The following is a 25516-nucleotide window of genomic DNA, read 5'->3' on the forward strand; positions in this document are numbered from 1 at the left end:
TGCACCCGTTAAAAAAGCTGCTGCCGTAAAAAAAACGGTTAGTCCAAAAATAAAACCAGCCAAAGCCGAAAATACCACTGCTGCCTCAAAACCAAAAACGGTTAAGGCCACGGAGGGAGCACAAAAAACGCATGTGATGCTTAAAGCGGTTGAACCCTACAGCCGTTTTACCGATTTTGACATCGCTTTATTTAAATCGGGCAAGCATTATAAGCTGTACGAAAAATTTGGTTCGCATGTGGTGGAGTTTAATGGTGTTGTTGGAACCTATTTTGCAGTTTGGGCGCCAAATGCACAGCATATTTCAGTAATTGGAAATTTTAATGGCTGGAACCGTGCCTCCCATGGTTTATTGTGCCGTTGGGATGCCTCAGGAATTTGGGAAGGTTTTATTCCAAATGTTGGCAATGGCGAAACTTATAAATATTACATTAAAGCATCAACCGGCGAAGATCTGGAAAAAAGTGATCCTTTTGCCCTGCGCTGGGAAGTGCCCCCGCATACGGCATCAATAGTTGCCGATACTTTTTACGAATGGAAAGATGGCGACTGGATGGCCAACCGCCATGAACATAACGGGCTCGACAGACCTTACAGTGTTTATGAGGTGCATCCAGGTTCCTGGGCCCGCAGTTTGGAGAGCCCTGATGAATTTTTGACCTATACCCAGCTGGCCGACAAGATGGTGCCTTACGTGAAGGAAATGGGCTTTACACATGTGGAGCTTATGCCGATTATGGAAAGCCCGTTTTATCCAAGCTGGGGATACCAGATCTCGGGATATTTTGCCGCGGCTTCGCGTTATGGTACACCGCAGGAGTTAATGTACCTGATCGAAAAGTTTCACGAGGCCGGTATTGGGGTGATCCTGGATTGGGTGCCCTCGCATTTTCCTGGGGATATTCATGCCCTGTATAAATTTGACGGTACACACCTTTACGAGCATGCTGATGCCCGCAAAGGCTTTCACCCTGACTGGAAATCGTACATATTTAATTATGGCCGTAACGAGGTTAGGGCATTCCTGATCAGTAACGCGATGTTCTGGCTTGAACGCTACCATGCCGATGGTCTGCGTGTTGACGCGGTAGCTTCCATGCTTTACCTCGATTACTCGCGTAAGCATGGCGAATGGGAAACCAACATTTATGGCGGTAACGAAAACCTGGAGGCTGTGTCGTTCCTGAAAGAGTTTAACGAAGCCGTTTACAGCCACTTCCCATCCACACAAACCATTGCCGAAGAATCAACCTCATTCACGGGTGTTAGTCGCCCGGTTTATTTGGGCGGCCTGGGCTTTGGCATGAAATGGATGATGGGTTGGATGCACGACACCATAGGCTATTTTAAAGAGGATCCTATCCATCGTAAATATCACCACAACGAAATTACTTTTAGTACCATATATGCCTTTACCGAAAACTTTATGCTGCCTTTTTCGCATGACGAAGTGGTATATGGTAAAGGCTCCATGCTGCGCAAAATGCCGGGCGATGAGTGGCAGCAGTTTGCCAATCTGCGTTTAATGTATAGCTATATGTTTACACATCCCGGCACCAAACTGCTGTTTATGGGTGCCGAGTTTGGGCAGGGTGATGAATGGGACTTTGGCCAGTCGTTACAATGGCATGTGCTGGAGTATGCCAATCACCAGGGTATGTCCGAGACCGTTAAGGCTCTGAATCACCTGTACCGCGATGAACCAGCCTTGTACCAAAAAGGGTTTGATTTTACCGGCTTTGAATGGATTGACGGTGGTAATGCCAATGATTCCATACTGGTTTATGGTCGTAAGGGGCATTATGAAAAAGACGATCTGGTGATCATTTTGAACATGACCCCGGTACCGCGCCATAATTACCGCATAGGAGTACCTGCAGCCGGCAAATGGAAGGAGATATTTAACTCTGATGCCACAAAATTCTGGGGCAGCGGCCTGATCAATACCGGAGATGTAAATACCGAAGCCCAAAAATGGCATGGTAAGGATAACTCCATCAATATTACCATACCGCCACTGGGTGCAACCATATTTAAAAAAGCAATGGATACACCGGCGAAATATGAACTGAAACGCTGATGATCAAAAATTATCATAAAAGAATGTAACCATTGGTTAAACATACCCGTTTAGCCAATGGTTACATTGTTAATTGAATAGTATGAATCCTAAATTCCGTTACCTGTACATCACTATCGGATCAGTAATACTCATATCACTCATAGTGCAGGTAATAGTAACCTATCCCGATGTGAGCCCCAAAGGAGTGCTGCTTAATACCTTGCCGGCACTGTTGTTTTTTTACCTGGCTTACAAAACCTATCACGAAAAAAAGGATAACGAATTGATGTAGCCATGCTTTAATGTGTTGATATAAAGTATATTTGGTTTGGTTTTGCATGTTCATTAGTGAACGATATCTGTAACGAATCCGAACAGTTGTAAAAATTAAACTGCATATAATTATTTGATTATCAGTTTATTAAAATAAAGGCATATTATTAGTTATGCCTACGGCATAAACCCCACTGTTATGCTTAAAAATTACCTGCTGGTTGCTTTTAGAAACCTCTCTAAAAACAAAGCCTTCTCGTTCATCAATATTGTTGGACTGGCAATTGGCATGGCTGCATGCCTTTTAATTTTACAATATGTAAGTTTTGAATTAAGCTTCGATAATTTTCATGCTAAAAAAGATCGCATCTATCGCATAAATCAGGACAGGTTTAACAATGGTAAGTTAAGCACTCGTTGGGCTGGCGGGGCATTTGCGCCTGGCAGCGTCTTCAAAACCGCCCTGCCCGAGATAGAAGATTTTGTAAAAATTGTAGGTGCGGGCCAGGTTTTGGCAAACTATAAAGACCAAAAGATGGTCATCAAAAATGATTACTTTGCCAGCACTTCCTTTTTTAATATTTTTTCGTTCCCGCTTATCAGCGGCGATCCTAAAACCGCTTTAAAAGAACCATATACCGTAGTGATATCGGAAGAGGTGGCGCAAAAACTTTTTCATAACACTAATCCGGTTGGGCAATCCTTGCTCATCAATGGCGATAAGCCATTAAAAATTACAGGGGTAATGAAAAACATGCCCAACAACACCCACATGAAATTTGATTTCTTACAATCATACAGTACATTGTTAAAGGACAACCCACCTAATAAAGATTTTAATCTTGATAACGCCTGGTTGTCTGATGGCTGTACAACCTACCTGTTGCTTAAACCAGGTGTTGATCCCAGGGTTTTAGAGGCCAAGTTTATACCCGTAGTAAAAAAAGTATATGACAATTATAAAAGTGCCGGCGAAACAGCGATCTACACCCTGCAGCCCGTGCAAAGCATCCACCTGTATTCCAACCTTATGCTGGAGTTTCAGCCCAACGGCGAGGGCAAATCGGTTTATTTATTATTAGGTATAGCCATATTTGTGATCATCATTGCCTGGATCAATTATATTAACCTGGCTACAGCCCGGGGCATAGGCAGGGCTAAGGAAGTAGGTGTACGTAAAACCCTTGGCTCGGCAAAGGCGCAACTTGTTATGCAGTTTATGCTCGAGGCTATGCTGCTTAACGCACTGGCTATAGTACTGGCCATATTGCTCATCGTGATCTGTATTCCTGTATTTGCCAGTATATCAGGTTTACAAATGGGATTTACTTTGCTTGCTAAACCGGCTTTTTGGATAGCTGTAGCAGCGATGTTTGTTTTGGGATCTTTTTTCAGTGGTTTTTATCCGGCAATTGTGCTATCGGCATTCAGGCCGGTTGAAGTGATGAAGGGAAAGATCCAGGCATCGCCCAAGGGTGTTATGTTACGTAAGGGTATGGTAGTATTTCAGTTTGCTGCTTCTATATTTTTACTCATTGGCTCGCTTACTGTATTCAGGCAGTTGCAGTTTATGCAAAACCAAAAGCTGGGTGTAAAAATTGACCAGACACTGGTAATAAAGGCCCCGCTGGTTAAAGTCGATTCATTTTTAAGGAACATGGGCGCTTTTAAACAGGAAAGTTTGGCACAGCCTGCTATAAAAAGTGTTACGGTATCAACCTCAATTCCTGGTGAGCCGGTAGGTTGGAACGCAGGTGGCATAAAACTAACCACTGCCGATCAAAGCCAGGGCAAACAATACCGTATTATAGGTACCGATTATGATTACCTTAAGGCTTATGACCTGAAACTGATAGCCGGCAGGATATTTTCTAAAGATTTTGGTGACGAACCCCATAGTGTAGTTTTTAACCGGAAAGCTGTTGAGCAGATCGGCTTTAATAAACCGGAAGAAGCTTTGGGTAAAAAAATTGATTTCTGGGGACAGGTTTATACCATAGTAGGCGTAGTTGATAATTTTCATCAGCAATCCCTACGCGATTCATATGATGCGCTTATCTTCAGATGCATACCAGATGTAAGGGGCTCTGTATCGGTAAAAATAAGTTCTACAAATGTTGCCCAAACTATTGCAGACCTCAAGAAAACATGGGCGGCATTTTTCCCTGGCGATCAGTTTGATTATTTCTTTTTAGATCAGCATTTTAATGAACAATACCAGGCCGACCAGCGTTTTGGGCAGGTGTTCGGTGTATTTACCGGGATTGCCATATTTGTGGCCTGCCTGGGCCTGTTTGGCCTGGTATCATACACTATTGTTCAGCGCACCAAAGAAATAGGTATCCGCAAAGTTTTAGGGGCTACGGTAAACAGCATTTTAGGGCTGTTGTATAAGGATTTCACGGCACTGGTACTGGTATCATTTATTGTATCGGCACCGCTGGGTTGGTACGCTATTAGCAAATGGCTGCAAACTTATGCCTTTAGGGTTGATATTCACCCGCTGCTGTTCATTATCCCATTTGTGATAGTCCTGGTGATAGCGTTTGCTACGGTATCCTATCTCAGCGTAAAGGCTGCTTTAACCAATCCTGTAAAGAGTTTGAAGACGGAGTAGGTTGCCGGTTGATTGGTAAACGAGAGAAAAAGCGAAGGGTTAGTGTGATTGCCCTTCAAGGAGGCCGGACTTTAAATAGAGGAACTAAAGCGAGTATAAACCATAGATCCCTCCTGTTTGGGGGATAATAGGAGGGCATATGATAAGGAACTACATTAAAATTGCATGCAGAAGTCTTTGGAGGCACAAAGGGTTCTCGATAATAAATATTATTGGCCTGGCAATAGGCATGACGGCCTGTTTCCTGATCTATATAAATATAAAGTTCGAGTTAAGTTACGATAGTTTTAACGAAAAAGCTGATCAGATCTATCGGGTCTCAACCGATATAATACATCCTGATCTAACTATTAAAACACCGTCATCATTTTTACAAATGGGTCCCTCGCTGCAACAGGATTACCCGGAAGTAAAAGCTAATACACGAATCGGTAACGGAAGGTTTTTGGTGCAATATGGTGAATTAAAATTCCAGGAAGACAACGGAATATTTGCTGATCCTTCCCTGTTTACTATATTTACCTTACCGGTTGTAAAAGGTGATGTTAAAAAGGGATTTGGAGCACCTTTTACAGTGGTAATGACAGAAACCATTGCCAAAAAATATTTTGGCAATACCAATCCTATTGGTAAATCTTTATTGCTTAATGATAAATACTCTGCGTCGGTTGCCGCGGTGGTAAAAGATGTGCCGCCCAACTCACATTTTAAATTTGATATGGCGATTTCCTTTGCCACGCGCGAAAAGTTATACCCCAACAGTGCAGACGTTTGGGCAGATATGGGTTGTACTACCTATATCGAACTGCCAAAAGGGTATGATTATCACAAATTGCAAAGCCTGCTACCTGCTTTTGCAAGCAAACACTACACCCAGACTGATAAAAAAGAAGGTACGGACTATAGTTTTCTCCTACAACCTTTAAAGGATGTTTATATGGATATTGAAAGAGGAGGGGCAGGTGACTTGCATAACATCCGTATCTTTTCAATTATCGCCTTATTCATACTGCTGATCGCCTGCATTAATTTTATCAATTTAACAACGGCAAGGGCTACAGAAAGAGCTAAAGAGGTAGGTGTCCGCAAGGTAATTGGTGCAGCAAGGAGGCAGTTGATTATTCAGTTTTTAGGTGAATCTGTTATTATATGTTTAATCGCTTTTTTATTTTCAGTTCTGTTTAGCTATTCATTGTTGCCATTGTTCAATCAGTTATCCGGCAAAGTGACCAATACCAGTATTTTTTCACATAGCTACTTGTTACAACTTTTTATACTGTCTTGTGGCATAGGCATTACCGCTGGTTTATATCCAGCGTTAGTGCTTTCGGGCTTCAAACCAATAACTACCCTAAAAGGGAAGTTCAGTAAATCAAGCAGGGGTATTTTATTGCGTAAAGGACTGGTGATAACCCAGTTTACAATATCTATAGTACTTATTATAGGCACTATAGTAGTATACAACCAGTTAAATTACATGCGTAGCCAGTCGCTTGGTTTTCAGAAAAATCAGATGCTCGTTATTAATTTTCACAATGACAAAGCAATACGAAACCGCGCGGAATTAATAAAAAGCGAACTAAAAAAGGTCCCTAATGTGGTAGCTGCTACGGTATCCCTGGGGATTCCTGGCTTTGGTTATAACAATCGCGACTGCAAGATAGAGAATAGAGCAGGCGTTATGCAGCAGATACTTATTAATTTGTACGAGGTAGATTATGATTTCATTCCGCAGTTTGAAATGAAGCTGGCCGCTGGACGCATATTTTCAAAATCATTTGGTACTGATACTGCACAGGCCATAGTAATTAACGAAACAGCCGCTAAAACCCTCGGCTATCGTACCCCAGCCGAAGCCATAGGCCAAAATTTTTCGCAAGATGAACGAACAGGTAAAATAATTGGGGTGTTGAAAGACTTTCACTATGAATCACTGAAGGAAACGGTACAGCCTTTATGTATGCGCATTAATCCAGCGCGTACCATTGCGTTTACCCTTAAAATTGAATCAAAAGATATTCCCGCAACTATCTCTGCTATTCAAAGCAAGTGGAAGACCCTGGTGCCTGAACGGCCCTTTAATTATGCGTTTGTTGATGATGCATTTAATAAACAATACGCGGCACAGGTTAATTTCGGTAATCTGTTCCTTTATTTTGCGGTGCTTGCCATATGTATTTCGTGTATGGGGCTATTTGGTTTAGCGTCATACAGTACCATTCAGCGTACCCGTGAAATCGGTATTCGCAAAGTATTCGGTGCTTCTGTAACCGGCATTGTAAATATGCTTTCTATTGAGTTTTTGTGGTTGGTGATCATATCATCGCTAATGGCATTCCCGTTGGCATGGTTTGCTATGAACAAATGGCTGCAGGATTTTGCATATCGCATAGCTATAGGCTGGTGGGTTTTTGCATTAGCAGGAGTAATAACACTTATCATAACTTTTGTTACCGTGGGTTTTCAGGCAGTAAAGGCCGCGCTTGCCAATCCTGTCGTAAGTTTAAGAAGCGAATAGGCAGTTAGCCGCAGTACTGGCAATTGCAGAAGTTAAAACCTTATACCACTTTATAATTAATTTCGTTATTTTGCTACATGCCCGTTTTAACTGCGCCCGAAAAATCAGCTATACCAACTTACTCACTACTGCAAAATAGTACTATTGACAGTAGCATGATAGAGGTACGCGAGGCCGGGGATCATTGCGGGGAGTTTAAGCTTGATCCGGCTTTTCTGATACCCCATCGCAAAGATTATTACCTGTTTGTACTGGTAAAGAAGGGGAACAACCGGCATTGGATAGATTTTATGCCTTATACCATTAAGCCTGATACTTTTTACTTTACTGTACCTCAACAAGTGCACCTTAAAGAATATGCAGGGCCAATGGAAGGTCTTATAACTTGCTTTACCGATGAGTTTTTGCAGCTGGAAGAGAACCGCGTATTAAAACAACTTCCTATAATCCAGAACCCGGCCGGGGCGCATGAACTGTTGCTGAGTAAGCAGGATTTGAATTTTGTTGAAGACGTGATGCGCAAAATGCTGGCCGAATTTAAAACGGATAGCAGTTGGCGCAACCAGATGCTTACATCGTGGTTGCGTGTATTAGTAATATACCTGAGCCGGCTTTATACCGAACAGTTCAGCGAAACCACCATTACCCAGAATTACTGCCTGCTCAAAAGCTTTCAATCGCTTATAGGCGAACATTACAGCAACCAGCATGATGTTGCCGCTTATGCCGGGCAGTTAAACATAACGCCAGGCCACCTTACTGAGGTTATTAAGCAACAAAGCGGTAAAACGGCCATTACCCATATTCATGAGCGTCTTATTGTTGAGGCAAAACGGCGTCTTTTACATACCGATCTGTCTGTAAAACAAATTGCCGATGAACTGGGTTTTGAGGATGCGGCCTATTTTAACCGCTTTTTTAAACGCCTTACCGATGCCACGCCGATAAACTACAGGCTGCAAATCCGGGAAATGTACAGTTAATGCCCTGCTATGTGCAGCGGTATTAAAATTGTGTTGCCATAGCTTTGCTTTATGAATAAAGAAACAGTTTTAATAACCGGCGCCAATAAAGGTATTGGCCTGGAAACCGCCCGTCAGCTTTTAAAGGCAGGCTATCATATATTTTTAGGAAGCAGGGATAAAAGTAATGGCGATAAGGCTGTTGAGCAGTTAAAAGCCGAAGGATTTGCCGATGTGGAATTGCTGCTGATTGATGTTGTAAATGAACAATCGGTACAGCAAGCGCATGATGACCTGGCTAAACGCATTGATAAATTAGATGTGCTGATCAACAATGCAGGTATCCCCGGTGTATTCCCGCAGGTGCCATCAAATGCCGATAATGAAACGTTGCACAACGTTTTTGAAGTAAACTTCTTTGGCGTTATCCGTACGGTAAGGATCTTTATTGATCTGCTGAAAAAAGCAAAAAATCCAAGAATAGTGAATGTAACGTCAGATCTGGGTTCGCTTACCCTGCACAACGATCCTAACTGGCAGTATTATCATTTTAAATCCGCGGCTTATGGTCCGTCAAAAACGGCTTTGAATGCTTACACTGTCGCTTTGGCTTTTGAGCTTAAAGACCAGGTTAAAGTAAACATGGTAAACCCCGGCTATACCAATACCGAATTTAACAATAACCAGGGCCCTAAAAAAGTAGAGGATGGCGCAGCTCCAATTGTGGAATATGCTATGCTGGATAAGGACGGGCCAACAGGCAAATATATCAGTGACGATGGTGTAACGCCGTGGTAGATTTTTGGGAGCAAGGATAGAGAAATTCAATAACAATTAGTCATACCGAATTTATTTCGGCATCCCATATGCGAGGTATGCAGCTTGAAGTTTATTTGTCCTGTGAGATACCGAAATAAATTCGGCATGATATTTTGGTTAAACACAAAGCCCCGGTTAATACCAGGGCTTTGTGTTATAAATTAAAGATTGATGAGTTTATTAAACTTTACCTAATTCCTGAACCAGGTCGATAAGTTTGTTTGAATAACCCCACTCGTTATCGTACCATGATACCACTTTCACGAAGTTATCATTCAGGGCGATACCAGCTTTAGCATCAAAAATTGATGTACGTGCATCACCTTTAAAATCTTCAGATACTACATCATCTTCAGTATAACCTAAAATTCCTTTAAGGTCGCCTTCTGATGCTGTTTTCATTGCTTGTTTGATCTCTTCGTAAGTAGCACCTTTTTTAAGGCGTACAGTTAAATCAACAACAGATACATCGGCAACCGGAACACGGAATGACATACCGGTTAATTTACCTTTTAGCTCAGGGATAACCAAAGTAACCGCTTTAGCAGCACCAGTTGATGAAGGGATGATGTTTTGGTAAGCACCACGGCCACCTCTCCAGTCTTTAGCTGATGGGCTATCAACGGTTTTTTGAGTAGCTGTAACAGCGTGTACAGTGCTCATTAAGCCTTCTTCAATACCAAAGCTATCGTTCAATACCTTAGCAATAGGAGCAAGGCAGTTGGTAGTACATGAAGCGTTTGATACTATAGTATGCTCAGCAGATAATTTTTTATTGTTTACGCCCATTACAAAAGTAGGGGTATCATCTTTAGCTGGTGCGCTCATCACTACTTTTTTAGCGCCGGCATCAATATGTTTTTGAGCTGATTCCTGAGTTAAGAACAAGCCTGTTGATTCAATGATCACTTCGGCACCCACTTCGCCCCATTTAAGGTTAGCAGGGTCCTTTTCAGCAGTAACACGGATGGTTTTACCGTTTACAACCAAATGTCCGCCTTCAACAGCAATAGTGCCTTTGAATGGTCCGTGAGTTGAATCGTATTTTAACATGTAAGCCATATAATCAGGCTCAACCAGGTCATTAATACCAACAACTTCAATGTCGGGTCTTTCAATTGCGGCTCTGAATGCCAGACGGCCAATACGGCCGAAACCGTTAATTCCTATTTTCATGATTTTTAATTTTTATTTGAATAGTAGGTTAATAAATTATTTATGGGTTCTTTTATAATGTTTGCTATTTGCAGATCAGCCTCAGCAGCAGCTTCATATAAATGTTCCTGAAAGTTGGCAGCAACCGTACCTGCAAAATGAATGGAGGCCCCCGGGTGTTGCTTAGATAAAGGTAACAAATATGTGGAAATTAGCTTGCTAAATCCTTTTTTTATGACGTTTTGAAGATAGTTGTCATCGCGGTTTTCCAGGTAAAAATCAGTAAAGGAGCTTAAAAACAAGGCCGGTTGTTTTTGCCGGTAAACTTTTTCAAGCAGTGTTTTACGGTCGGCCTCATACTTATGAACAAACTTCTTTTTAATATTTGTTGGTAAAGTTTCGTTCATAAATCCTTTGATCAACTGCCTGCCCAGCCAGTTGCCTGAGCCTTCATCGGCCAAAATATAACCAAGGCCATAGTTATTAGGCCACACCTTTTTACCATCATACCAGGCCGCGTTTGAGCCGCTGCCGCAAATGCTGATAATGCCAGGTGAGTTTTTGCAGCAGGCAATTGCCGCGGCGGTAATATCATGATCAACTGTTACCTTCCCGAATTTGAAAAATGCCGACAGTGCATTATGAACAATTTTCTTACGCTCATCAGAAGAGGCGCCGGCACCAAAAAAATAAATGCGTCTTATTTGTTCGGCGTGGTGTATCAGGTTAATATTTTTATTGAGTAGTTGCAGGATATGCTTTTCGTCGTTAAAATAAGGGTTGATGCCGTTGGTTTTAAAAGAAGCCACAGTTCTTCCCTTATCGGCCAGCCGCCAATGTGCAAAATACGATCCGCTATATACAACTGCAATCATTTATTATATTGATAGTACATCCATCATTTGCAAAAGGTCTTCCTCCAGCTTAAACTCGTGGTTATTAAGGGCATCCTCCAGGGTGGTAAGCAAAATATGGTTGGCCTGCAAACCTACCATTTTTTGTGTTTCGCCTGCAATTAACGCATTTACCGCGGCAAAGCCAAGCCTGCTGCCCAAAATACGGTCGAAGCTTGACGGGCTACCCCCTCTTTGTAAGTGGCCTAATATAGTTACTTTAATGTCGTAGTCTTTAACTTCTTTTTGTACTGCCTTAGCCACATCATAAACACCGCCATTTTTATCACCCTCGGCAACAATTACTATGCTTGATGACTTTTTGTTGGATTGGCCGAGTTTCAAATTTTTAATCAGATCCTCAATGGCGGTCTCCCTTTCGGGCAATAATATGGCCTCGGCGCCGCATGAAATACCCGCGCGCAGGGCAATAGCTCCTGAGTCGCGGCCCATTACCTCTATAAAAAACAGGCGGTCATGCGCATCGGCTGTATCACGTATTTTATCAATAGCCTGAATAACAGTATTGGTTGCTGTATCAAAACCCAGTGTATAGGTTGATCCGCACAGATCATTATCAATAGTACCCGGTACACCCATAACAGCAATGTCGGGGTATTTTTTTGAAAAACGCAGTGCACCGGTAAATGTGCCATCACCTCCAATAACCACCAGGGCATCAACGCCCTGTGCCTTTAAGTTTTTGTAGGCTGTAGCCATGCCTTCATCTTCTTTAAAAGGTAAACAGCGCGCTGTTTTTAAAATAGTACCTCCCAAATTAAGTATGTTACTTACCGAGCGGTTGTTCATATCGTACATATCGTTTTCGATAAGCCCTTTATAACCCTGTCTCACACCAACAACCTCAAGGCCATTATATAACGCGGTTCTAACAACTGCCCTAATGCAGGGATTCATTCCGGGAGCGTCGCCGCCCGAAGTTAAAACTGCAAGTTTTGAAATTTTACGCATCTTTACATCACTTAAATTTGTGCTACGAAGATACTGTGTGTAAATTACACCATTAAATTTTATTTATTTTTTTTTGGATTAAGAATTAAGGACATATATTTAACAATTAAACTTAAATCCCCATACAGTTTTGGAAGTAATGCTACCCAAGTTTGATTCCGTATTCTCTATTGACTGCGTAATTTTTGGCTTTGAAGCCGGAGAGCTTAAAATTTTGCTGATCGAGCGCAACGAAGAACCGTATAAAGATTGGCTGGCGCTGCCTGGTTATATTGTTGAACAAGACGAAAGTATCGATGATGCTGCCGAACGTATATTGTATGAACTCACGGGTTTGCGCGATATGCACATGCAGCAGTTTCATACTTTTGGCGAAGTGAACAGGCACCCCCAGGGCCGGGTTATTACCGTGGCCTATTACGCGCTGATACGCATAAACGGGCAAAAAGAACTAAGACCGGTTACCCAGTATGCCAAAAAAGCGTTCTGGCATCCGGTTAGCGAACTGCCTAAGCTGGCATTTGACCACAGCGAGATATTTAATACCGGTTTTAACAAGATCCGCAGACGGTTGCATTATCAGCCGATAGCTTTTGAACTGCTGCCCGAAAAATTCACACTAACCCAACTGCAGTCACTTTATGAAGCTGTTTTAAATAAAAAGCTGGATAAAAGGAATTTCAGGAAAAAGATGCTGAGTTACGGGTTTTTAAAAGAATTAGACGAAAAGCAAAAAGGGGTATCATATCGTGCTGCCAAGCTGTATAAATTTGATAAACGGAAGTATGGCAAAATATTTCAGGGCGAAATGACTATTGGATAGGGGGCGAGAGCCAGGATTTTTAGAGTCAGGAATCAAGACGAAAACTTTTAAAGTATAAATAAAAAAGGGCCGGAAATAATTTCCGGCCCTTTTTTTATCCTATTGTCTGATGATCCTTTATCTTTTGTCCTAAAAGTCTTATAAAGAGCTTGGTGCCAAATCTAAATGATATTTTACCAGATTATCTATAGGCGAGCGGATAATGTTACCTACAACCATTCCGTTTTCGGTAACAACCTCTTCTAAAACGTTCCTGAAGTTATAGCCAACGGAGCCTATACAATTAAAGCTGTATTTCTGATAATCAGGGTAGTGTGTTACCAGGTTACGGAAAAAATCTTCGAATGAGGTGCGTACCAGGTTGCGTGAATATTCAATGTGAACGTTGTTATCATAAACAAATTTGCTGAAGCTGGCGCAAAATCGGTTGGCACGGGGTTGTGTGTAAACCTGCTCGTTTATATCATCGGGAGTAAGTTTATAAGTTTCCCAAAACAAATTGCGTACAGGCTCGGGCATGTAACCACGTAAATAATCAACCAGTAGTTTTTTGCCAATATAACAGCCGCTACCTTCGTCGCCCAGGATATAAGCTCCTGAGTCAATGTTATGAAGCACTTCTTTGCCATCGTAAATACAGGTATTGGTACCTGTACCCAAAATAGCTGCAAAACCTTCATTATTACCTAACACGGCACGGGCCGCGGCAAGCAGATCATGCCCAATATTCACTTTTGATTTGGTAAAAACAGCCTGCATAGCTACTTCTACGATCTTACGCATTTCGGGGGTCGAACAGCCTGCACCGTAATAATTTACTTCGGTTATTTCATCCTTTTTAAGGTCGGTTGGCAAACTTTCATTTAATGACTGTATGATATACTCCGTACCAGAAAAATAAGGGTTATAACCCTCAGTGTTAAAATACACTTTTTTACCTTCATCGGTAACCAGACACCAATTTGTTTTAGTTGAGCCACCGTCAGCAATTATGATCATAATTAAGTTTTATTAAAAAAATTGGGTTAAAAGTATGATTAACTTATTGTAAAAAAAACACTTTCTATTTTAAAAAATAAAAAATGCTGTTTCCGGGTCAATAATACTCTTTTTTGTGTACAAAAAACGTTTTAAATGCATTAAACACTGGTGTTGACACGCACTTTATTAAAAATTAAAAAATTACAATAACCGTATGATTAACATGTAATTAACTCACCGGCAATTAAGTTACTGTAATTTGCAATTGTACGTAATGTTAAATTATTTAGCAACAATATGTTTATTTACGCTTTATAACCCTTACATTTTACAACTACAAAAATGACAGGGAATTGTTGGAGAGGATGTGCGTTATTTTAATGCCAGGAACTTTTTCTTTTAACCAGGTTGCCATAAATTCTGAACCTGGTTCTTCACTGGCAATATGCCCCAACACGATGAGCGACAGGTTTTGACCTTTTGCCTGCGCGTCGCGTACATACTCTGCTGTTTCCCATTCCTGTATCTCGCCGCATATTAAAACATCCGGTTTTTCTTTACTCATAGCCTGTATTTGCCGGGTACCGCCCGCAGCGCCGGGCATCAGCAATATTTTTTTACAGCTTTGATTGAGGTTGCCTATGTACCTTACCTTGCTAATGAACAGCTTTTGCTTTACATATTCAATTAATGAGCCCAAAGAGGTGGCCGGAAGCATGAGTATATTACTTGCCGAAGGGTTGTAATAGCCCGACCAGTTAAGCTGCTTTAATAAACCCATTCTAACACCATCAGGGACCAGGCTGTGTATATAATCGTGGTTGCGCCATACGGCTATGTTGTGCTGTTTTAACAGATCGGCTTTGTAACGGTAAACATCATCATTTGCCAGCCAGGTGGTTTCGTCCTGGTGATTGTAAAAAGTAGGTTCATGGGCAATGATGAAATTGGCACCCAGTGCTATAGTTTTTTTTATCACTTCAACAGTGGCAAACATGGTGGTAACAATGCCAGTAACCTTAATATCACGACTGCCAGCTTTCAGGGTATCAACCGTATTGCTAAAGGGAGCTCCTGATATTTGTTTCGTAAACATATCCATGATCTCGCCCACGGTTATATCTTTCTCAACGTCAAAAAAACTACCGGCTTTGCCTGCCAGCGGCGATGTTAAAAGGGCGGTAACACCGGCCACCTTTGTAAGGTTGTATATAAATTTGCGCCGGTTAAGGTCACCGTTTAAAGGGAACAGGTTTTTTGTTGTGCTCATGATACTTATTGGATTGATCAAATATAGAAAATAGGGAGGCGGAAAAAATGCCTATAAGCATAATCATAAAATCTTTACTTGTTATCGGGAAATCAATAACTATCGTCTATATTTATAAATGCCATTTACATTTGCTCATCCAGCAATAGTATTACCATTCAAATACTTTCCTAAACGCTGGTTTTCCATGACTGGTTTAGTGATGGGAAGCATGGTGCCTGATTTTGAATACTTTATAAGGCTGCGGGTAAAAAGTGTTTACAGCCATACCTGGGCCGGTTTATTTTGGTTTGATGTTCCATTGGGTTTAGTATTAACACTGCTATATGGTTTTTTGATAAAAGATAAACTCATTGATCATTTGCCTGGGCTGTTCAATAATCGGCTTCAGCAATTCAAAAATGCCCCTTCAAATCACTATTCATTTTATTACCTTATTATCATTGGTGTATCCGTACTAACAGGTGCTGCATCACATATAATCTGGGACGGTTTTACGCACCCAACCGGTTATTTTGTAGGTGTTATACCAATATTAACACATACAATTAGCCTCGGAAGTAAGCATGTATATATTTATAAACTTATTCAACATACCAGTACCATAGCGGGTTTAGGATTTATACTACTTATTGTATTATCCCTACCTCAAGGAAACAGAATAAAAGTTAGTCATGTAATCAGGTATTGGATTGAAGTAATAATAGTTAGCATTATAGTGCTATCGATAAGAATATTAACAGGATTATCTTTTAATGAATACGGCAACCTGGTAGTCACCATGATTACTGGCTGCCTGCTTGGTTTAATTATAGCATCATTATTAACAAATAAAAAAGAGAAATATAATTAACCGATATAGTTTTATGCGCCATGTACGATGAGGAATCGCATTTGCCGGGTCAGTTTATTTTAAACACATGTTTAAGTTTTTCCTGATTGAGGGGCTTTGATATAAACTCTTTAACAGTGGGGTATGATCGCGATTTATCAATATCCTCAGCAAAAACTGATGAGCTTACAATATAAATTTCAATTTTACCAAATGGGTCAATCCTCATGCGGTCAAATACATCCAGAAAATCCCACCCATTCATAACGGGCATGTTGATATCTAAAAAAATGTAATCCGGTAATTCATCAAAGTTGTCGATATTAAGAAGCTCAAATATGGCATCTTCACAATTGATAAAAGTTTTGATCTTAGGGTTTATCAACAGGCTGTTAATATACTTTTGCGAAATATAGTGATTGATGTCATCATCATCTATACAGAAAACTTTAGTATGTATATTGCTAACAGTCATGTTTTTACAAGAGTTCAATATTTAAAATTGTTTTTATAATATTAATAAAACCTGATTAGGCAAAAGTATTAATTACCTGATGCGCTTAAATACGTGTTTTCACGGTATTTAATGGTGGTTTTTACGCATTTAATATCTTTTATATATTATAAATCACTTGCTGCATTATGGCGGCTATTTATAACACAGGAAAGATTACTATATTAGAAATCCATAAATACTAATAACCTAAACAATTTTAATGAAGATTGATATAAACCAAAAGAAAATAACTATTGGAGATAAATACCAAATATTTGTTAATGGAGAGCAAAGTTATTCTGCTTCTACTGAATTATTTAGGTTGTTATCAGTAATCAACTTATTTGATAATGAGGGTAGCCGTGCCAGAATGACGATTAAAAAGAAATGGACATGGTGGGGAGCCAGTTATGATTTAATCAGGTACGATGGCAATGTATTTACACTTAAAACGGTTTCTGCCTGGAAACTTCACTACCAATGCCAATACGAAAATAACCAGTATGACATTTATGGTCACCGGGGAAGAAAGTACTCTGTTTACAAAGATAATGTCCAGATTGCATGGTGGGACAAAAAAGCCGTTACCTGGTTTGAAGGAGATAATTACAGTATTAATGCCAATAATGATATTGATCGCGACCTGATAATAAGCTTTAGTTTATTGATGGATAACGATACCAGTAAAGAACACAATGGAAATACGGTAACGTTTGATTTTGGCAATCTGGGTTTTCAGTCGAAGGCTTTTGATGTTAATTGGCAGCCTGTTTAAGTTGAGATATAAAAAGATTAAAGCAAAAAAATTATACAAGTGACATTGATGTAGCATCAATTAACAAAAATTGATTGATATTTCAGCATAATTTTGCATATTTGCACCGCGAAAAAAATCGCGATGGTCTCATAGCTCAGCTGGATAGAGCAACAGATTTCTAATCTGTCGGTCTCAGGTTCGAATCCTGATGAGATCACGAAATTCGAAGCCTTTCTGTGTAGCAGAAAGGCTTTTTTATTGCTGTATGTGGCTTAAAGCTTTAAATGCGGGTTTGTAATCTAATCTGTTAACTAATAAAATCTGTTTGTTTCCTTTTGTGTGTTGAATCTTGCCCTGTATTTCAGGATCTCACTACTCTTTCTTTGGTTCCTTATACCAGGTTTTACCTTTATAGGTTATTACATTGCCTTCAAAGTGACTATCATAACTCTTTAAATTAAGTTGTTCTTCAACTACCCTAATCATACTATAAGGTGATGTTGTTCGGACCACTCGAGGGTAGGTTAGACTTGTTGTTACAAAGGTTTCTTGCTCTTGCACTACCAGGTAATCATCGCCATTACGGTAAACATCTGTGTCGTTCCAATAAAAAGTTGGCAGCATTAAATTTAAAATCCACAAGAAACATAAAGGTATTGCAAGGCAACCTGATAATATTTTTGCAAGTAAGGTGACGCGTTTATTAGGTCTAATAAAAACTGCCAAAGTGCATAATAGTCCAAGTAAGCCAAACAATCCCATCGAAGAGTTTGTAAGACAGGCTAATACACTATCTCTTATTTGAATTGAGAATATAGATTCCCATGGCAGAAAGCCAAGTATCGTGATAACGACAAAGAACATTATAAGCCTAAGAGACCATTTTTTATGTTTCAGGTTTGGTGGTACTGATTCAGTCATACAAACCGAAAGTAATCACTTAAAAGGTGATTCGCAATTCCACGATTGGTAATTTAGGTAGAGGTGTTGTTTGAATAGACAACCGCCAATGGTGTGCTTGATTTGAAAGTTAAGCTCACAATTAAAAGTGAAAATTTGTGCAGAAATTGAAACAAAGCCGTATTAAAACTTAAAGGCATTTAGTAAAAAAATAACCTCACCTCCCAAATGCTTAATCATTAGGCAATGATCAGTTAATCATTGGTTAATAGTATTCACCTTAAATTTATTGCATGATCAAACAAAAAAATATTATGCAATTAAAGCAATCACTATTCACTTTTTTTACTTTATCACTATTGCTGATGTCATGTCAGAAATCAGCGATAGGTCCAGCTGCCAACTCCACTGCAACTGAACAAATGGCGGGTAACAGTATGAAGCAAAGCCTTGCTTCCACACAAACCTTTAATGAGGGCTTTGAGTCGGCATCAAAAACGGCTTATGCAGCAGCCGATGTTACTTTTGACAGTGGCTCCTGGAACCTGAATGATGCTTTGGTTGGAACCAGCACCTCAGATAGCAAAACGGGTAGCCACTCCATTCGTATCCGTAATACAGGTACCTTAAGCATGAATTTTGATGTAAGTACCGGTGCTTCAACCGTAACCATGAGTTATGCTGTTTATGGTGCCGATGGTTCCTCTGCATTTCAGCTATGGGTTTCTTCAAACGGCGGAAGCAGTTATACACAGGTTGGTACAACAACTGTAACAGCCTCCAGCACTACCCTAAGTACAGCTACATTTACAGTTAATCAATCCGGTTCCCTGCGTTTCCAGTTAAGGAAAACAACTGGTGGTACCAACCGCATTAACATTGATAATTTTATCATCAATAGCTTTGACAGCGGCTCTGGCGGTACCGGCGGTTCAACAGCTGATAATACCAACTTATTGTTAGGTAACCCGAGCGGCGCTACAAACAGTATTGTTAATCCCGATAATTACCTGATGGATCAAACCTATTTTACCGAAAGCTACAACAGGGATCAGGGTAAACCAAATTGGGTGAGCTGGTATGTGGGCGGTACTTCATTGGGTGCTATTGATCGTTCCGATGATTTTCGTGCAGATACTAATTTGCCTTCTGGTTGGTATGAAGTATCCAATACAAGTTATACCGGCTCAGGTTTTGACCGCGGACATAATTGCCCCAGTGCCGACCGTACATCTACAACCGCGGCTAACCAGGCTACTTTTTTAATGGACAATATGATGCCGCAGGCTCCGCGAAACAATGAGCAAACATGGGCCAATCTGGAAGCATACGGGCGTACCTTAGTAACCGCAGGTAATGAAATTTACGTGGTGATGGGGAGCTATGGTTCAGGTGGTACCGGTTCCAACGGTTCGGCCACAACGATAGATGGTGGTCATGTAGTAGTGCCTTCCAATATCTGGAAAGTAATTGTAGTAATACCTAACGGCAATAATGACCTGAGCCGCATTACGAGCGCTACGAGGGTTATCGCGGTTAATACACCAAATATTAACACCATCAGTATCGATTGGACACAGTATATTACTACAGTTAAGGATATAGAAAATGCTACCGGTTATACCTTGTTATCAAATTTACCTGCCAGTGTAAGAACAGCATTGGAAACTAAAAAAGATGCAGGTACCAGCATGTAGTATGCTGATACGGAAGATTCAATAAAAAATGCCTCCTGATAAACTCAGAAGGCATTTTTTGTTGACTATGTTGCAGGTAAGTTTGTCGTCAATAATAAAAAACATTGGTTTGTATGTCTGCAGTGAGTTTTTTCGCGTCGGTAGCCGTGGTTAGCCCGTGCAGCCATACCGTATATACCGAACCACTGCGCAGGTTAACATCGGGCAGGCTTACCAGTACAGTTGATGTACCTTTTTGGCGTATCTCCAGGGTGTAAGTGCTATTGCCCTGTACCGGTACAAAAGCCGATGCTGCTTTGTATGCCTTATCGCTTGCCAATACGGCTCCGCTTTTTATCCCCAGATCAACAGAGCCCGCATCCGGACTAACATTTACCAGGCGTATGGTAGCTTTTCCGGCATCAGGCTGGATGATAGAATCGGCCAGTAATACGATATCGGGCGTGGTGGCTACGTTAGTCAAATAAATGGAATAGAATTTTTTTGCTTCCAGGGTTATGGAATCCGATTTGATTTTTTGTTGTGAGCCTGCTACATAAAAGGTCGCGGTTCTTTTACCTGGAAAGGCGCGGAGATAATCCAAACCATGCCCATAGCGGATGGGGAGGTTGTTTGCCTGGTTCTGGTCTAAAAAGAAACTCACTGGCTGGGCATCCGGCGAAGCGTTGATAACCGAAATGAGCGCTGCAGGTTGCTCTACATAATGGTTGTCGTTGTCCTTTAAACAGGATGTAAGCAACCCTGCCAGCAAACACATCATCCCGACTATGCCTGCCCGCCTTTTTAAATTTTGCTGAACGTTTTTCATATACTGAATTATTTATTAGGATAAACTGATACTTACTTTACGTAAGCAACGGGTGAAAGTGATACAGTGGTAAAGCATTTTATCTGTTAAGCTACTCAATGGGGTTTTGATCAGTGTTGCGTAAAAATTAAGCTTAACTATAAAATTGTTGGTTTATTCATGCAGCTTTGTTTGCCGGTGTAAACATTGCTTTTTTAATAAAGCTGCTTTTACCTATCCTGATATATTTATTTACATTATACAAATTCTATGAAAGCATTAACATTTTCAGTGTTCGGAGACCCTGATGTTCTTCAATATAAAGAGGTTGACAGCCCGGTATTAAAAGCCAATGAGATCCTGGTAGAAATGAGGGCCATCGGCTTGAATTTTTCTGATACTGAAAGACGAAAGGGGAATTACCATTTGTTGGGCAAGCCGCCTTATATTGCTGGTTATGAAGGCGCGGGTGTGGTGATTGATAATAACAACCATCCGGATTTTAAACCCGGCGACAGGGTGGGCTTTGGTGATGTGCCTTTTGCCAATGCCGAGCAGGTTGCCGTTCCGGTAACACATGCCATTCCGTTGCCTCCAGAAATAAGTTTTGAAACAGCCGCGGCCATACTTTTACAAGGAATGACCGCGCATTACCTGGCTATAGATAGCCATGAGGTAAAGCCCGGCGAAACCGTGCTGGTCCACGCGGTTGCGGGTGGGGTTGGTCAACTGCTTACCCAAATGTGCAAGCTGCTGGGTGCAAAAGTGATCGGCCTTACTTCGTCAGAAGCAAAAAAGTCAAATGCGCTTGCTACAGGGGCCGACGTTGTTTTTTTATACCAGGACGATTGGAAAACCCAGGTGTTAAATTATACCGGTGGCAACGGGGTCGATGTTGTTTTTGACAGTGTTGGAAGCACCTTAAATGATAGCCTTGCCGTAACAAAAATCAAGGGTACGGTTGTGCTGTACGGAAAAGCCGGCGGCGTGCCAGAACCGCCATCGTTTGAATTGCTTATGGATCATTCCAAAACCATTACCGGCGGCGATCTGTGGAGTTATCTTACCTCAAAAGAAGAAAGGGTAAAAAGATCCGCTGTATTATTCAACTGGATAACTGCCGGAAAGATCAGGCTATCTGAGCCTACAACCTTTAAACTATCTGAAGGTAAACTGGCCCATGAGTTTATGGAAAGCAAAAAAAGTACAGGTAAAATAATCTTGATCCCTTGAGCGCCCACGCTTAACCGCCTATTCAAGCGTCCACGCTTGAATATTGTCCTGATTAAGCGTCCACGCTTACTTGTTATCTGTGTGTAAGCGTGGACGCTTACACTTGTATTAGTTCAAGCGAAGGACGCTTGAACTGGCAGAGTGGCAAAGTATCTATTTCATTGCCGTTGGCTTTAGCCAACGGTAGTATAAGATGTAAATAATAGTGGCTTCAGCCCAATCCTCTTTATCCGCAATTTTTAAAAGAAATCCTTTATCTAAGCATAATAATAATTTCATCTGCTACACTTAGCTTTTATCATTATCTTCATACCGCCTTCACCAGCAATTATTCGTATGCCGATGCCGATTAAAAAAATATTGTTTAAAACGCTTAAAATAAGCGCTATTGCCATTGTGAGTTTATTGTTATTGATGTTTTTGTTGCCGTATCTTTTTCCTGAAACGGTTACCAATAAGATAAAACAATGGGCAGGCGGCAGCATTAATGGCAAGCTTAATTTTACCAGTACCCGGCTATCCTTCTTTAAAAGGTTCCCTGCGCTTACCCTTACATTGAATGATTTTTCGCTGCATGGCAGCGTGCCATTTCAAAACGATACACTGGTGGCAGCCAAAGAGGTTTCGCTGGCTATTGACCTTTCGTCGGTGTTTAAAAGTAAGATCAATATCAACAAGATTTACCTGAGCCAGGCTGTGATCAATATTCAGGTAGATAGCAGCGGTAAAGCCAATTACAATGTATATCAATCAAAAGATACTAAGCCAGCAAACGCGGCGGATACCAGCAGCGCGTCATTAGGTATTGAACAGATATTGGTTGAAAATAGCCGTCTGGTTTATAACGACCGCTCGATGCCCATGCTGATAAACGCCCGCGATTTTAACTACAAAGGCAGTGGCGACCTGAGCAAGGACATTTTTGACCTGTACAGCCATGTGCAAGCTGCCTCGGTCGATTTTTATTATGGAAATAAAGCCTATGTGCTTCATAAAAAGGTAAATGCCGATCTGGTAACCAGCATCAACACCAAATCGCTGGCCTTTGCTTTTCAAAAGAACGATCTGCTTATTAATCAATTACCGGTTAAATTCAAGGGCCGGTTTGAGTTCCTGAAAGATGGTTATGATATGGATTTCCGTGTCACATCTGACCAAAACGACCTGAGCGATATTTTTACCGCGCTACCTGCCGAGTATGCTAAATATGTGGATGATACCGAAATAAACGGGGCGGGTAATATACAGGTAGCACTTACCGGCAAATACATCGCCTCAAAAAACATTATGCCCGATCTTAATTTCAGCATGAAGGTGCGCGACGGGTATGTGGCAAACAAAAAAACGCCCGAACCGGTAAAAAACCTGTACATCAACATGGATGCAAAGCTGCCCGGTCTTAATCCGGATAGCTTGAAGCTAAATATCGATTCTATATATTTTAACATAGGTAAAGACTACTTTGGTTCGGTAATAAAGGTACAGGGGATCAAAGAGCCGCAGATCTTCGCCAAGATCAACACCGAGATAGATCTGCAAAAATGGAACAGGGCTTTTGGTGTTAAAGCCGTCGACCTTAAAGGCCGCTACTCTTTACATATGCAGGCCGAAGGTAAATACGCCAAAGGCATAAAAAGGACCGGTGGTTTAAGGCCTAAGGTTGACACGGTGATTACCAGTATTCCAAAGTTTACGCTTCGGTCGTCGTTCAGGGATGGGTATTTTAAATACGCCAGCCTGCCCGAGGCTATTAAGAGCATTAGTTTTGACCTGAATGCCGATTGTCCTGACCATGATATTGCCCATGCCACCATGCAGGTTAGCAACCTGAACGTGATTGCCCTGAATAACTATTTAAAAGGCTATTTTAAACTAAGTAATACCGCCGGGGCGCTGATTGACGCGGGCATTAAGGCTAAATTTCACATGGCCGACCTTAAACAATTTTTACCGGCCGATAGTGCCATGGATATTCGCGGTGATTTGACAGCCGATGTGCAAACCAAGGGCAGATACATTCCCGCCCGCAGGATCTTCCCGGTTACCAACGCGCAGGTAGAGCTTAAAGATGGGTATATCCAAACCAAATACTATCCGCACCCACTGCAGAATATACAGGTGAGCGCCGATATCCGTAATAATACCGGCTCCTTAAAAGGCCTCAAGGTTAACATCAAACCGGTATCGTTTAAGTTTGAAGGGCAACCCTTTCTGCTTAAGGCCGACCTGCGCAATTTTGACGATCTGGATTATCGTATTGCTTCGCGTGGCCGCCTGGATATTGGTGCAATTTATAAAGTGTTTGCCCTGAAAGGTTATGATGTAAAAGGCTTTATCAGTACTAATTTTTCGTTGAAAGGTAAACAAAGCGACGCCACAGCCGGTCGTTATGACCAGCTGGCCAACTCGGGTACCATGAAGGTAAAAAATATCGCCCTAACATCAGAGCTGTTCCCTAAACCGTTTCTGATCAAAACCGGCGTGTTTAGTTTTAATCAGGATAAGATGAAGTTTGATCAGTTCACGGCGAACTACGGCAAGTCGGTAATTGTGCTGAATGGCGCGCTGTCAAACGTAATAGATTATGCGCTTAAACCAAACTCGCCGCTTAAAGGAGAATTTAATCTGAGTAGTGGTTTGATCATAGCCGATGATTTTATGGCCTTTGCCGGTACGCCTGCATCTGCCAAGCCAACCAAGTCAAATGGTGTAATTTTGGTGCCCGCAAACCTCGATCTCAACTTTACAGCCGATGTAAAAAAGGTAAAATACATGGGCCTGGATATCAGTGATGCCAAAGGGCAAATGACCATCAATAACGGGCAGATCCTGCTTAAACAAACCGGCTTTACCCTGATAGGTGCGCCGGTGGTGATGGATGCCACGTATGGCAGTACCACCCCGCAAAAGGCGTATTTTGATTATCATATTAATGCCAAAGAGTTTGATATACAGCGGGCCTATAAGGAGGTGAAAATGTTTCATGATATGGCATCATCGGCCGCGCATGTGCAGGGTATTGTATCGTTAGATTATAAACTGAATGGTAAACTCAACGGCGATATGAAACCCATATATCCATCTATAAAAGGTGGGGGAGTGCTTTCGGTAAAAAAAGTAAAACTATATGGCTTTAAATTATTCAGCGCGGTAGGCAAGCAAACCGGACACGACAGCCTGACCAAAGGCGATGTTAGTAAGGTAGATATCAAGAGCACCATTGCCAACAACATCATGACCATTGAGCGCACCAAAATGCGCATGGCCGGTTTCAGGCCGAGGTTTGAAGGCCAGGTAAGTCTCGACGGAAAACTAAACCTGCAATTCAGGCTTGGATTACCACCATTTGGCATCTTCGGTATCCCGATGACCATTACCGGTACCCAGGAAAACCCCAAAATAAAGATGGGCAAAGCGAAGAAAGAAGATGAACTGAAGGAGACGACGGAGGATGGGCAGTAGGGGAATT

The 25516-nt window shown here is 41.3% G+C and carries 20 protein-coding genes and 1 tRNA gene; 13 read left to right on the forward strand and 8 right to left on the reverse strand.

Annotation, left to right across the window (positions count from 1 at the left end):
* The first annotated feature begins 136 nt into the window (after positions 1 to 136).
* From glgB to M2273_RS07600, 6 genes are all read left to right on the forward strand, one after another.
* Positions 137 to 2080, forward strand: coding sequence for a 1,4-alpha-glucan branching protein GlgB (gene glgB / locus M2273_RS07575; RefSeq protein WP_429396343.1), 1944 nt, complete (start codon positions 137 to 139; stop codon positions 2078 to 2080).
* Between the two features lie 82 nt (positions 2081 to 2162).
* A complete protein-coding gene (locus M2273_RS07580) occupies positions 2163 to 2354 on the forward strand; it encodes a hypothetical protein (protein ID WP_429394955.1) in 192 nt (63 codons plus the stop codon).
* Positions 2355 to 2534: 180 nt separating this feature from the next.
* Positions 2535 to 4952 carry an ABC transporter permease gene (locus M2273_RS07585; protein ID WP_429394956.1) on the forward strand — a complete coding sequence of 806 codons (2418 nt, stop codon included), beginning with the start codon at positions 2535 to 2537 and terminating at the stop codon, positions 4950 to 4952.
* Between the two features lie 139 nt (positions 4953 to 5091).
* Positions 5092 to 7470, forward strand: a complete 2379-nt coding sequence (locus M2273_RS07590) for an ABC transporter permease (protein WP_429394959.1) — start codon at positions 5092 to 5094, stop codon at positions 7468 to 7470.
* A gap of 77 nt (positions 7471 to 7547) precedes the next feature.
* Positions 7548 to 8453 carry a helix-turn-helix domain-containing protein gene (locus M2273_RS07595; protein ID WP_429394961.1) on the forward strand — a complete coding sequence of 302 codons (906 nt, stop codon included), beginning with the start codon at positions 7548 to 7550 and terminating at the stop codon, positions 8451 to 8453.
* Positions 8454 to 8504: 51 nt separating this feature from the next.
* Positions 8505 to 9230: an SDR family NAD(P)-dependent oxidoreductase gene (locus tag M2273_RS07600; RefSeq protein WP_429394964.1), complete on the forward strand. Its 726-nt coding sequence runs from the start codon at positions 8505 to 8507 to the stop codon at positions 9228 to 9230.
* Between the two features lie 201 nt (positions 9231 to 9431).
* Here the strand turns inward: M2273_RS07600 and gap are convergent, their stop codons facing one another.
* Genes gap through pfkA form a run of 3 tightly spaced genes read right to left on the reverse strand, consistent with a single transcriptional unit; the run spans position 9432 to position 12271 of the window.
* Entirely contained in the window at positions 9432 to 10427 is a 996-nt protein-coding gene (gene gap, locus M2273_RS07605) for a type I glyceraldehyde-3-phosphate dehydrogenase (protein WP_429394966.1), read from the reverse strand.
* Positions 10428 to 10432: 5 nt separating this feature from the next.
* A complete protein-coding gene (locus tag M2273_RS07610) occupies positions 10433 to 11281 on the reverse strand; it encodes a hypothetical protein (RefSeq protein WP_429394969.1) in 849 nt (282 codons plus the stop codon).
* A gap of 3 nt (positions 11282 to 11284) precedes the next feature.
* Complete coding sequence (gene pfkA, locus M2273_RS07615) at positions 11285 to 12271, reverse strand: 6-phosphofructokinase (protein WP_429394972.1); 987 nt, start codon at positions 12269 to 12271, stop codon at positions 11285 to 11287.
* A 130-nt stretch (positions 12272 to 12401) separates the two neighbouring features.
* On the opposite strand from pfkA, the gene M2273_RS07620 reads away from it, so the two are divergent.
* Entirely contained in the window at positions 12402 to 13094 is a 693-nt protein-coding gene (locus M2273_RS07620; RefSeq protein WP_407666958.1) for an NUDIX hydrolase, read from the forward strand.
* A 138-nt stretch (positions 13095 to 13232) separates the two neighbouring features.
* Here M2273_RS07620 and M2273_RS07625 read toward each other — a convergent pair whose 3' ends face one another.
* Complete coding sequence (locus M2273_RS07625; protein WP_429394975.1) at positions 13233 to 14093, reverse strand: N-acetylglucosamine kinase; 861 nt, start codon at positions 14091 to 14093, stop codon at positions 13233 to 13235.
* A gap of 316 nt (positions 14094 to 14409) precedes the next feature.
* The gene (locus tag M2273_RS07630; protein ID WP_429394977.1) at positions 14410 to 15345 is read right to left on the reverse strand and encodes a Nif3-like dinuclear metal center hexameric protein; all 936 of its coding nucleotides are present in this window, start codon (positions 15343 to 15345) and stop codon (positions 14410 to 14412) included.
* A 118-nt stretch (positions 15346 to 15463) separates the two neighbouring features.
* On the opposite strand from M2273_RS07630, the gene M2273_RS07635 reads away from it, so the two are divergent.
* A complete protein-coding gene (locus M2273_RS07635; protein ID WP_429394979.1) occupies positions 15464 to 16198 on the forward strand; it encodes a DUF4184 family protein in 735 nt (244 codons plus the stop codon).
* 49 nt (positions 16199 to 16247) lie between these two features.
* Here M2273_RS07635 and M2273_RS07640 read toward each other — a convergent pair whose 3' ends face one another.
* Positions 16248 to 16652, reverse strand: a complete 405-nt coding sequence (locus M2273_RS07640; protein WP_429394982.1) for a response regulator — start codon at positions 16650 to 16652, stop codon at positions 16248 to 16250.
* Positions 16653 to 16893: 241 nt separating this feature from the next.
* Between M2273_RS07640 and M2273_RS07645 the strand changes: the two genes are divergently transcribed.
* Positions 16894 to 17448 (forward strand): hypothetical protein, encoded by a 555-nt coding sequence (locus M2273_RS07645; RefSeq protein ID WP_429394985.1) that lies wholly within the window; start codon positions 16894 to 16896, stop codon positions 17446 to 17448.
* A gap of 125 nt (positions 17449 to 17573) precedes the next feature.
* A tRNA-Arg gene (locus M2273_RS07650) sits at positions 17574 to 17647 on the forward strand.
* A gap of 155 nt (positions 17648 to 17802) precedes the next feature.
* Here the strand turns inward: M2273_RS07650 and M2273_RS07655 are convergent.
* Entirely contained in the window at positions 17803 to 18351 is a 549-nt protein-coding gene (locus tag M2273_RS07655; RefSeq protein WP_429394987.1) for a hypothetical protein, read from the reverse strand.
* Between the two features lie 272 nt (positions 18352 to 18623).
* On the opposite strand from M2273_RS07655, the gene M2273_RS07660 reads away from it, so the two are divergent.
* Positions 18624 to 20027: a DNA/RNA non-specific endonuclease gene (locus M2273_RS07660; RefSeq protein ID WP_429394988.1), complete on the forward strand. Its 1404-nt coding sequence runs from the start codon at positions 18624 to 18626 to the stop codon at positions 20025 to 20027.
* 88 nt (positions 20028 to 20115) lie between these two features.
* Here M2273_RS07660 and M2273_RS07665 read toward each other — a convergent pair whose 3' ends face one another.
* The gene (locus M2273_RS07665; protein WP_429394990.1) at positions 20116 to 20835 is read right to left on the reverse strand and encodes a DUF4397 domain-containing protein; all 720 of its coding nucleotides are present in this window, start codon (positions 20833 to 20835) and stop codon (positions 20116 to 20118) included.
* A 249-nt stretch (positions 20836 to 21084) separates the two neighbouring features.
* On the opposite strand from M2273_RS07665, the gene M2273_RS07670 reads away from it, so the two are divergent.
* Together M2273_RS07670 and M2273_RS07675 are read left to right on the forward strand one after the other, a co-directional pair.
* Entirely contained in the window at positions 21085 to 22047 is a 963-nt protein-coding gene (locus M2273_RS07670) for a quinone oxidoreductase family protein (protein WP_429394992.1), read from the forward strand.
* A 342-nt stretch (positions 22048 to 22389) separates the two neighbouring features.
* On the forward strand, positions 22390 to 25509 hold the full coding sequence (locus M2273_RS07675; protein ID WP_429394995.1) for an AsmA family protein: 3120 nt from the start codon (positions 22390 to 22392) through the stop codon (positions 25507 to 25509).
* Positions 25510 to 25516: the final 7 nt, after the last annotated feature.

Origin of the sequence: Mucilaginibacter lappiensis (assembly GCF_050433765.1) — a bacterium.
Classification (GTDB): domain Bacteria; phylum Bacteroidota; class Bacteroidia; order Sphingobacteriales; family Sphingobacteriaceae; genus Mucilaginibacter; species Mucilaginibacter lappiensis_A.

Bases quoted from the DNA above. Each gene is read 5' to 3' on its own strand.
- glgB (WP_429396343.1), top strand. From the start codon at position 137: ATGCTTAAAGCGGTTGAACCCTACAGCCGTTTTACCGATTTTGACATC.
- M2273_RS07580 (WP_429394955.1), top strand. From the start codon at position 2,163: ATGAATCCTAAATTCCGTTACCTGTACATCACTATCGGATCAGTAATA.
- M2273_RS07585 (WP_429394956.1), top strand. From the start codon at position 2,535: ATGCTTAAAAATTACCTGCTGGTTGCTTTTAGAAACCTCTCTAAAAAC.
- M2273_RS07590 (WP_429394959.1), top strand. From the start codon at position 5,092: ATGATAAGGAACTACATTAAAATTGCATGCAGAAGTCTTTGGAGGCAC.
- M2273_RS07595 (WP_429394961.1), top strand. From the start codon at position 7,548: ATGCCCGTTTTAACTGCGCCCGAAAAATCAGCTATACCAACTTACTCA.
- M2273_RS07600 (WP_429394964.1), top strand. From the start codon at position 8,505: ATGAATAAAGAAACAGTTTTAATAACCGGCGCCAATAAAGGTATTGGC.
- gap (WP_429394966.1), bottom strand. From the start codon at position 10,427: ATGAAAATAGGAATTAACGGTTTCGGCCGTATTGGCCGTCTGGCATTC.
- M2273_RS07610 (WP_429394969.1), bottom strand. From the start codon at position 11,281: ATGATTGCAGTTGTATATAGCGGATCGTATTTTGCACATTGGCGGCTG.
- pfkA (WP_429394972.1), bottom strand. From the start codon at position 12,271: ATGCGTAAAATTTCAAAACTTGCAGTTTTAACTTCGGGCGGCGACGCT.
- M2273_RS07625 (WP_429394975.1), bottom strand. From the start codon at position 14,093: ATGATCATAATTGCTGACGGTGGCTCAACTAAAACAAATTGGTGTCTG.
- M2273_RS07630 (WP_429394977.1), bottom strand. From the start codon at position 15,345: ATGAGCACAACAAAAAACCTGTTCCCTTTAAACGGTGACCTTAACCGG.
- M2273_RS07635 (WP_429394979.1), top strand. From the start codon at position 15,464: ATGCCATTTACATTTGCTCATCCAGCAATAGTATTACCATTCAAATAC.
- M2273_RS07640 (WP_429394982.1), bottom strand. From the start codon at position 16,652: ATGACTGTTAGCAATATACATACTAAAGTTTTCTGTATAGATGATGAT.
- M2273_RS07645 (WP_429394985.1), top strand. From the start codon at position 16,894: ATGAAGATTGATATAAACCAAAAGAAAATAACTATTGGAGATAAATAC.
- M2273_RS07655 (WP_429394987.1), bottom strand. From the start codon at position 18,351: ATGACTGAATCAGTACCACCAAACCTGAAACATAAAAAATGGTCTCTT.
- M2273_RS07660 (WP_429394988.1), top strand. From the start codon at position 18,624: ATGATCAAACAAAAAAATATTATGCAATTAAAGCAATCACTATTCACT.
- M2273_RS07665 (WP_429394990.1), bottom strand. From the start codon at position 20,835: ATGAAAAACGTTCAGCAAAATTTAAAAAGGCGGGCAGGCATAGTCGGG.
- M2273_RS07670 (WP_429394992.1), top strand. From the start codon at position 21,085: ATGAAAGCATTAACATTTTCAGTGTTCGGAGACCCTGATGTTCTTCAA.
- M2273_RS07675 (WP_429394995.1), top strand. From the start codon at position 22,390: ATGCCGATTAAAAAAATATTGTTTAAAACGCTTAAAATAAGCGCTATT.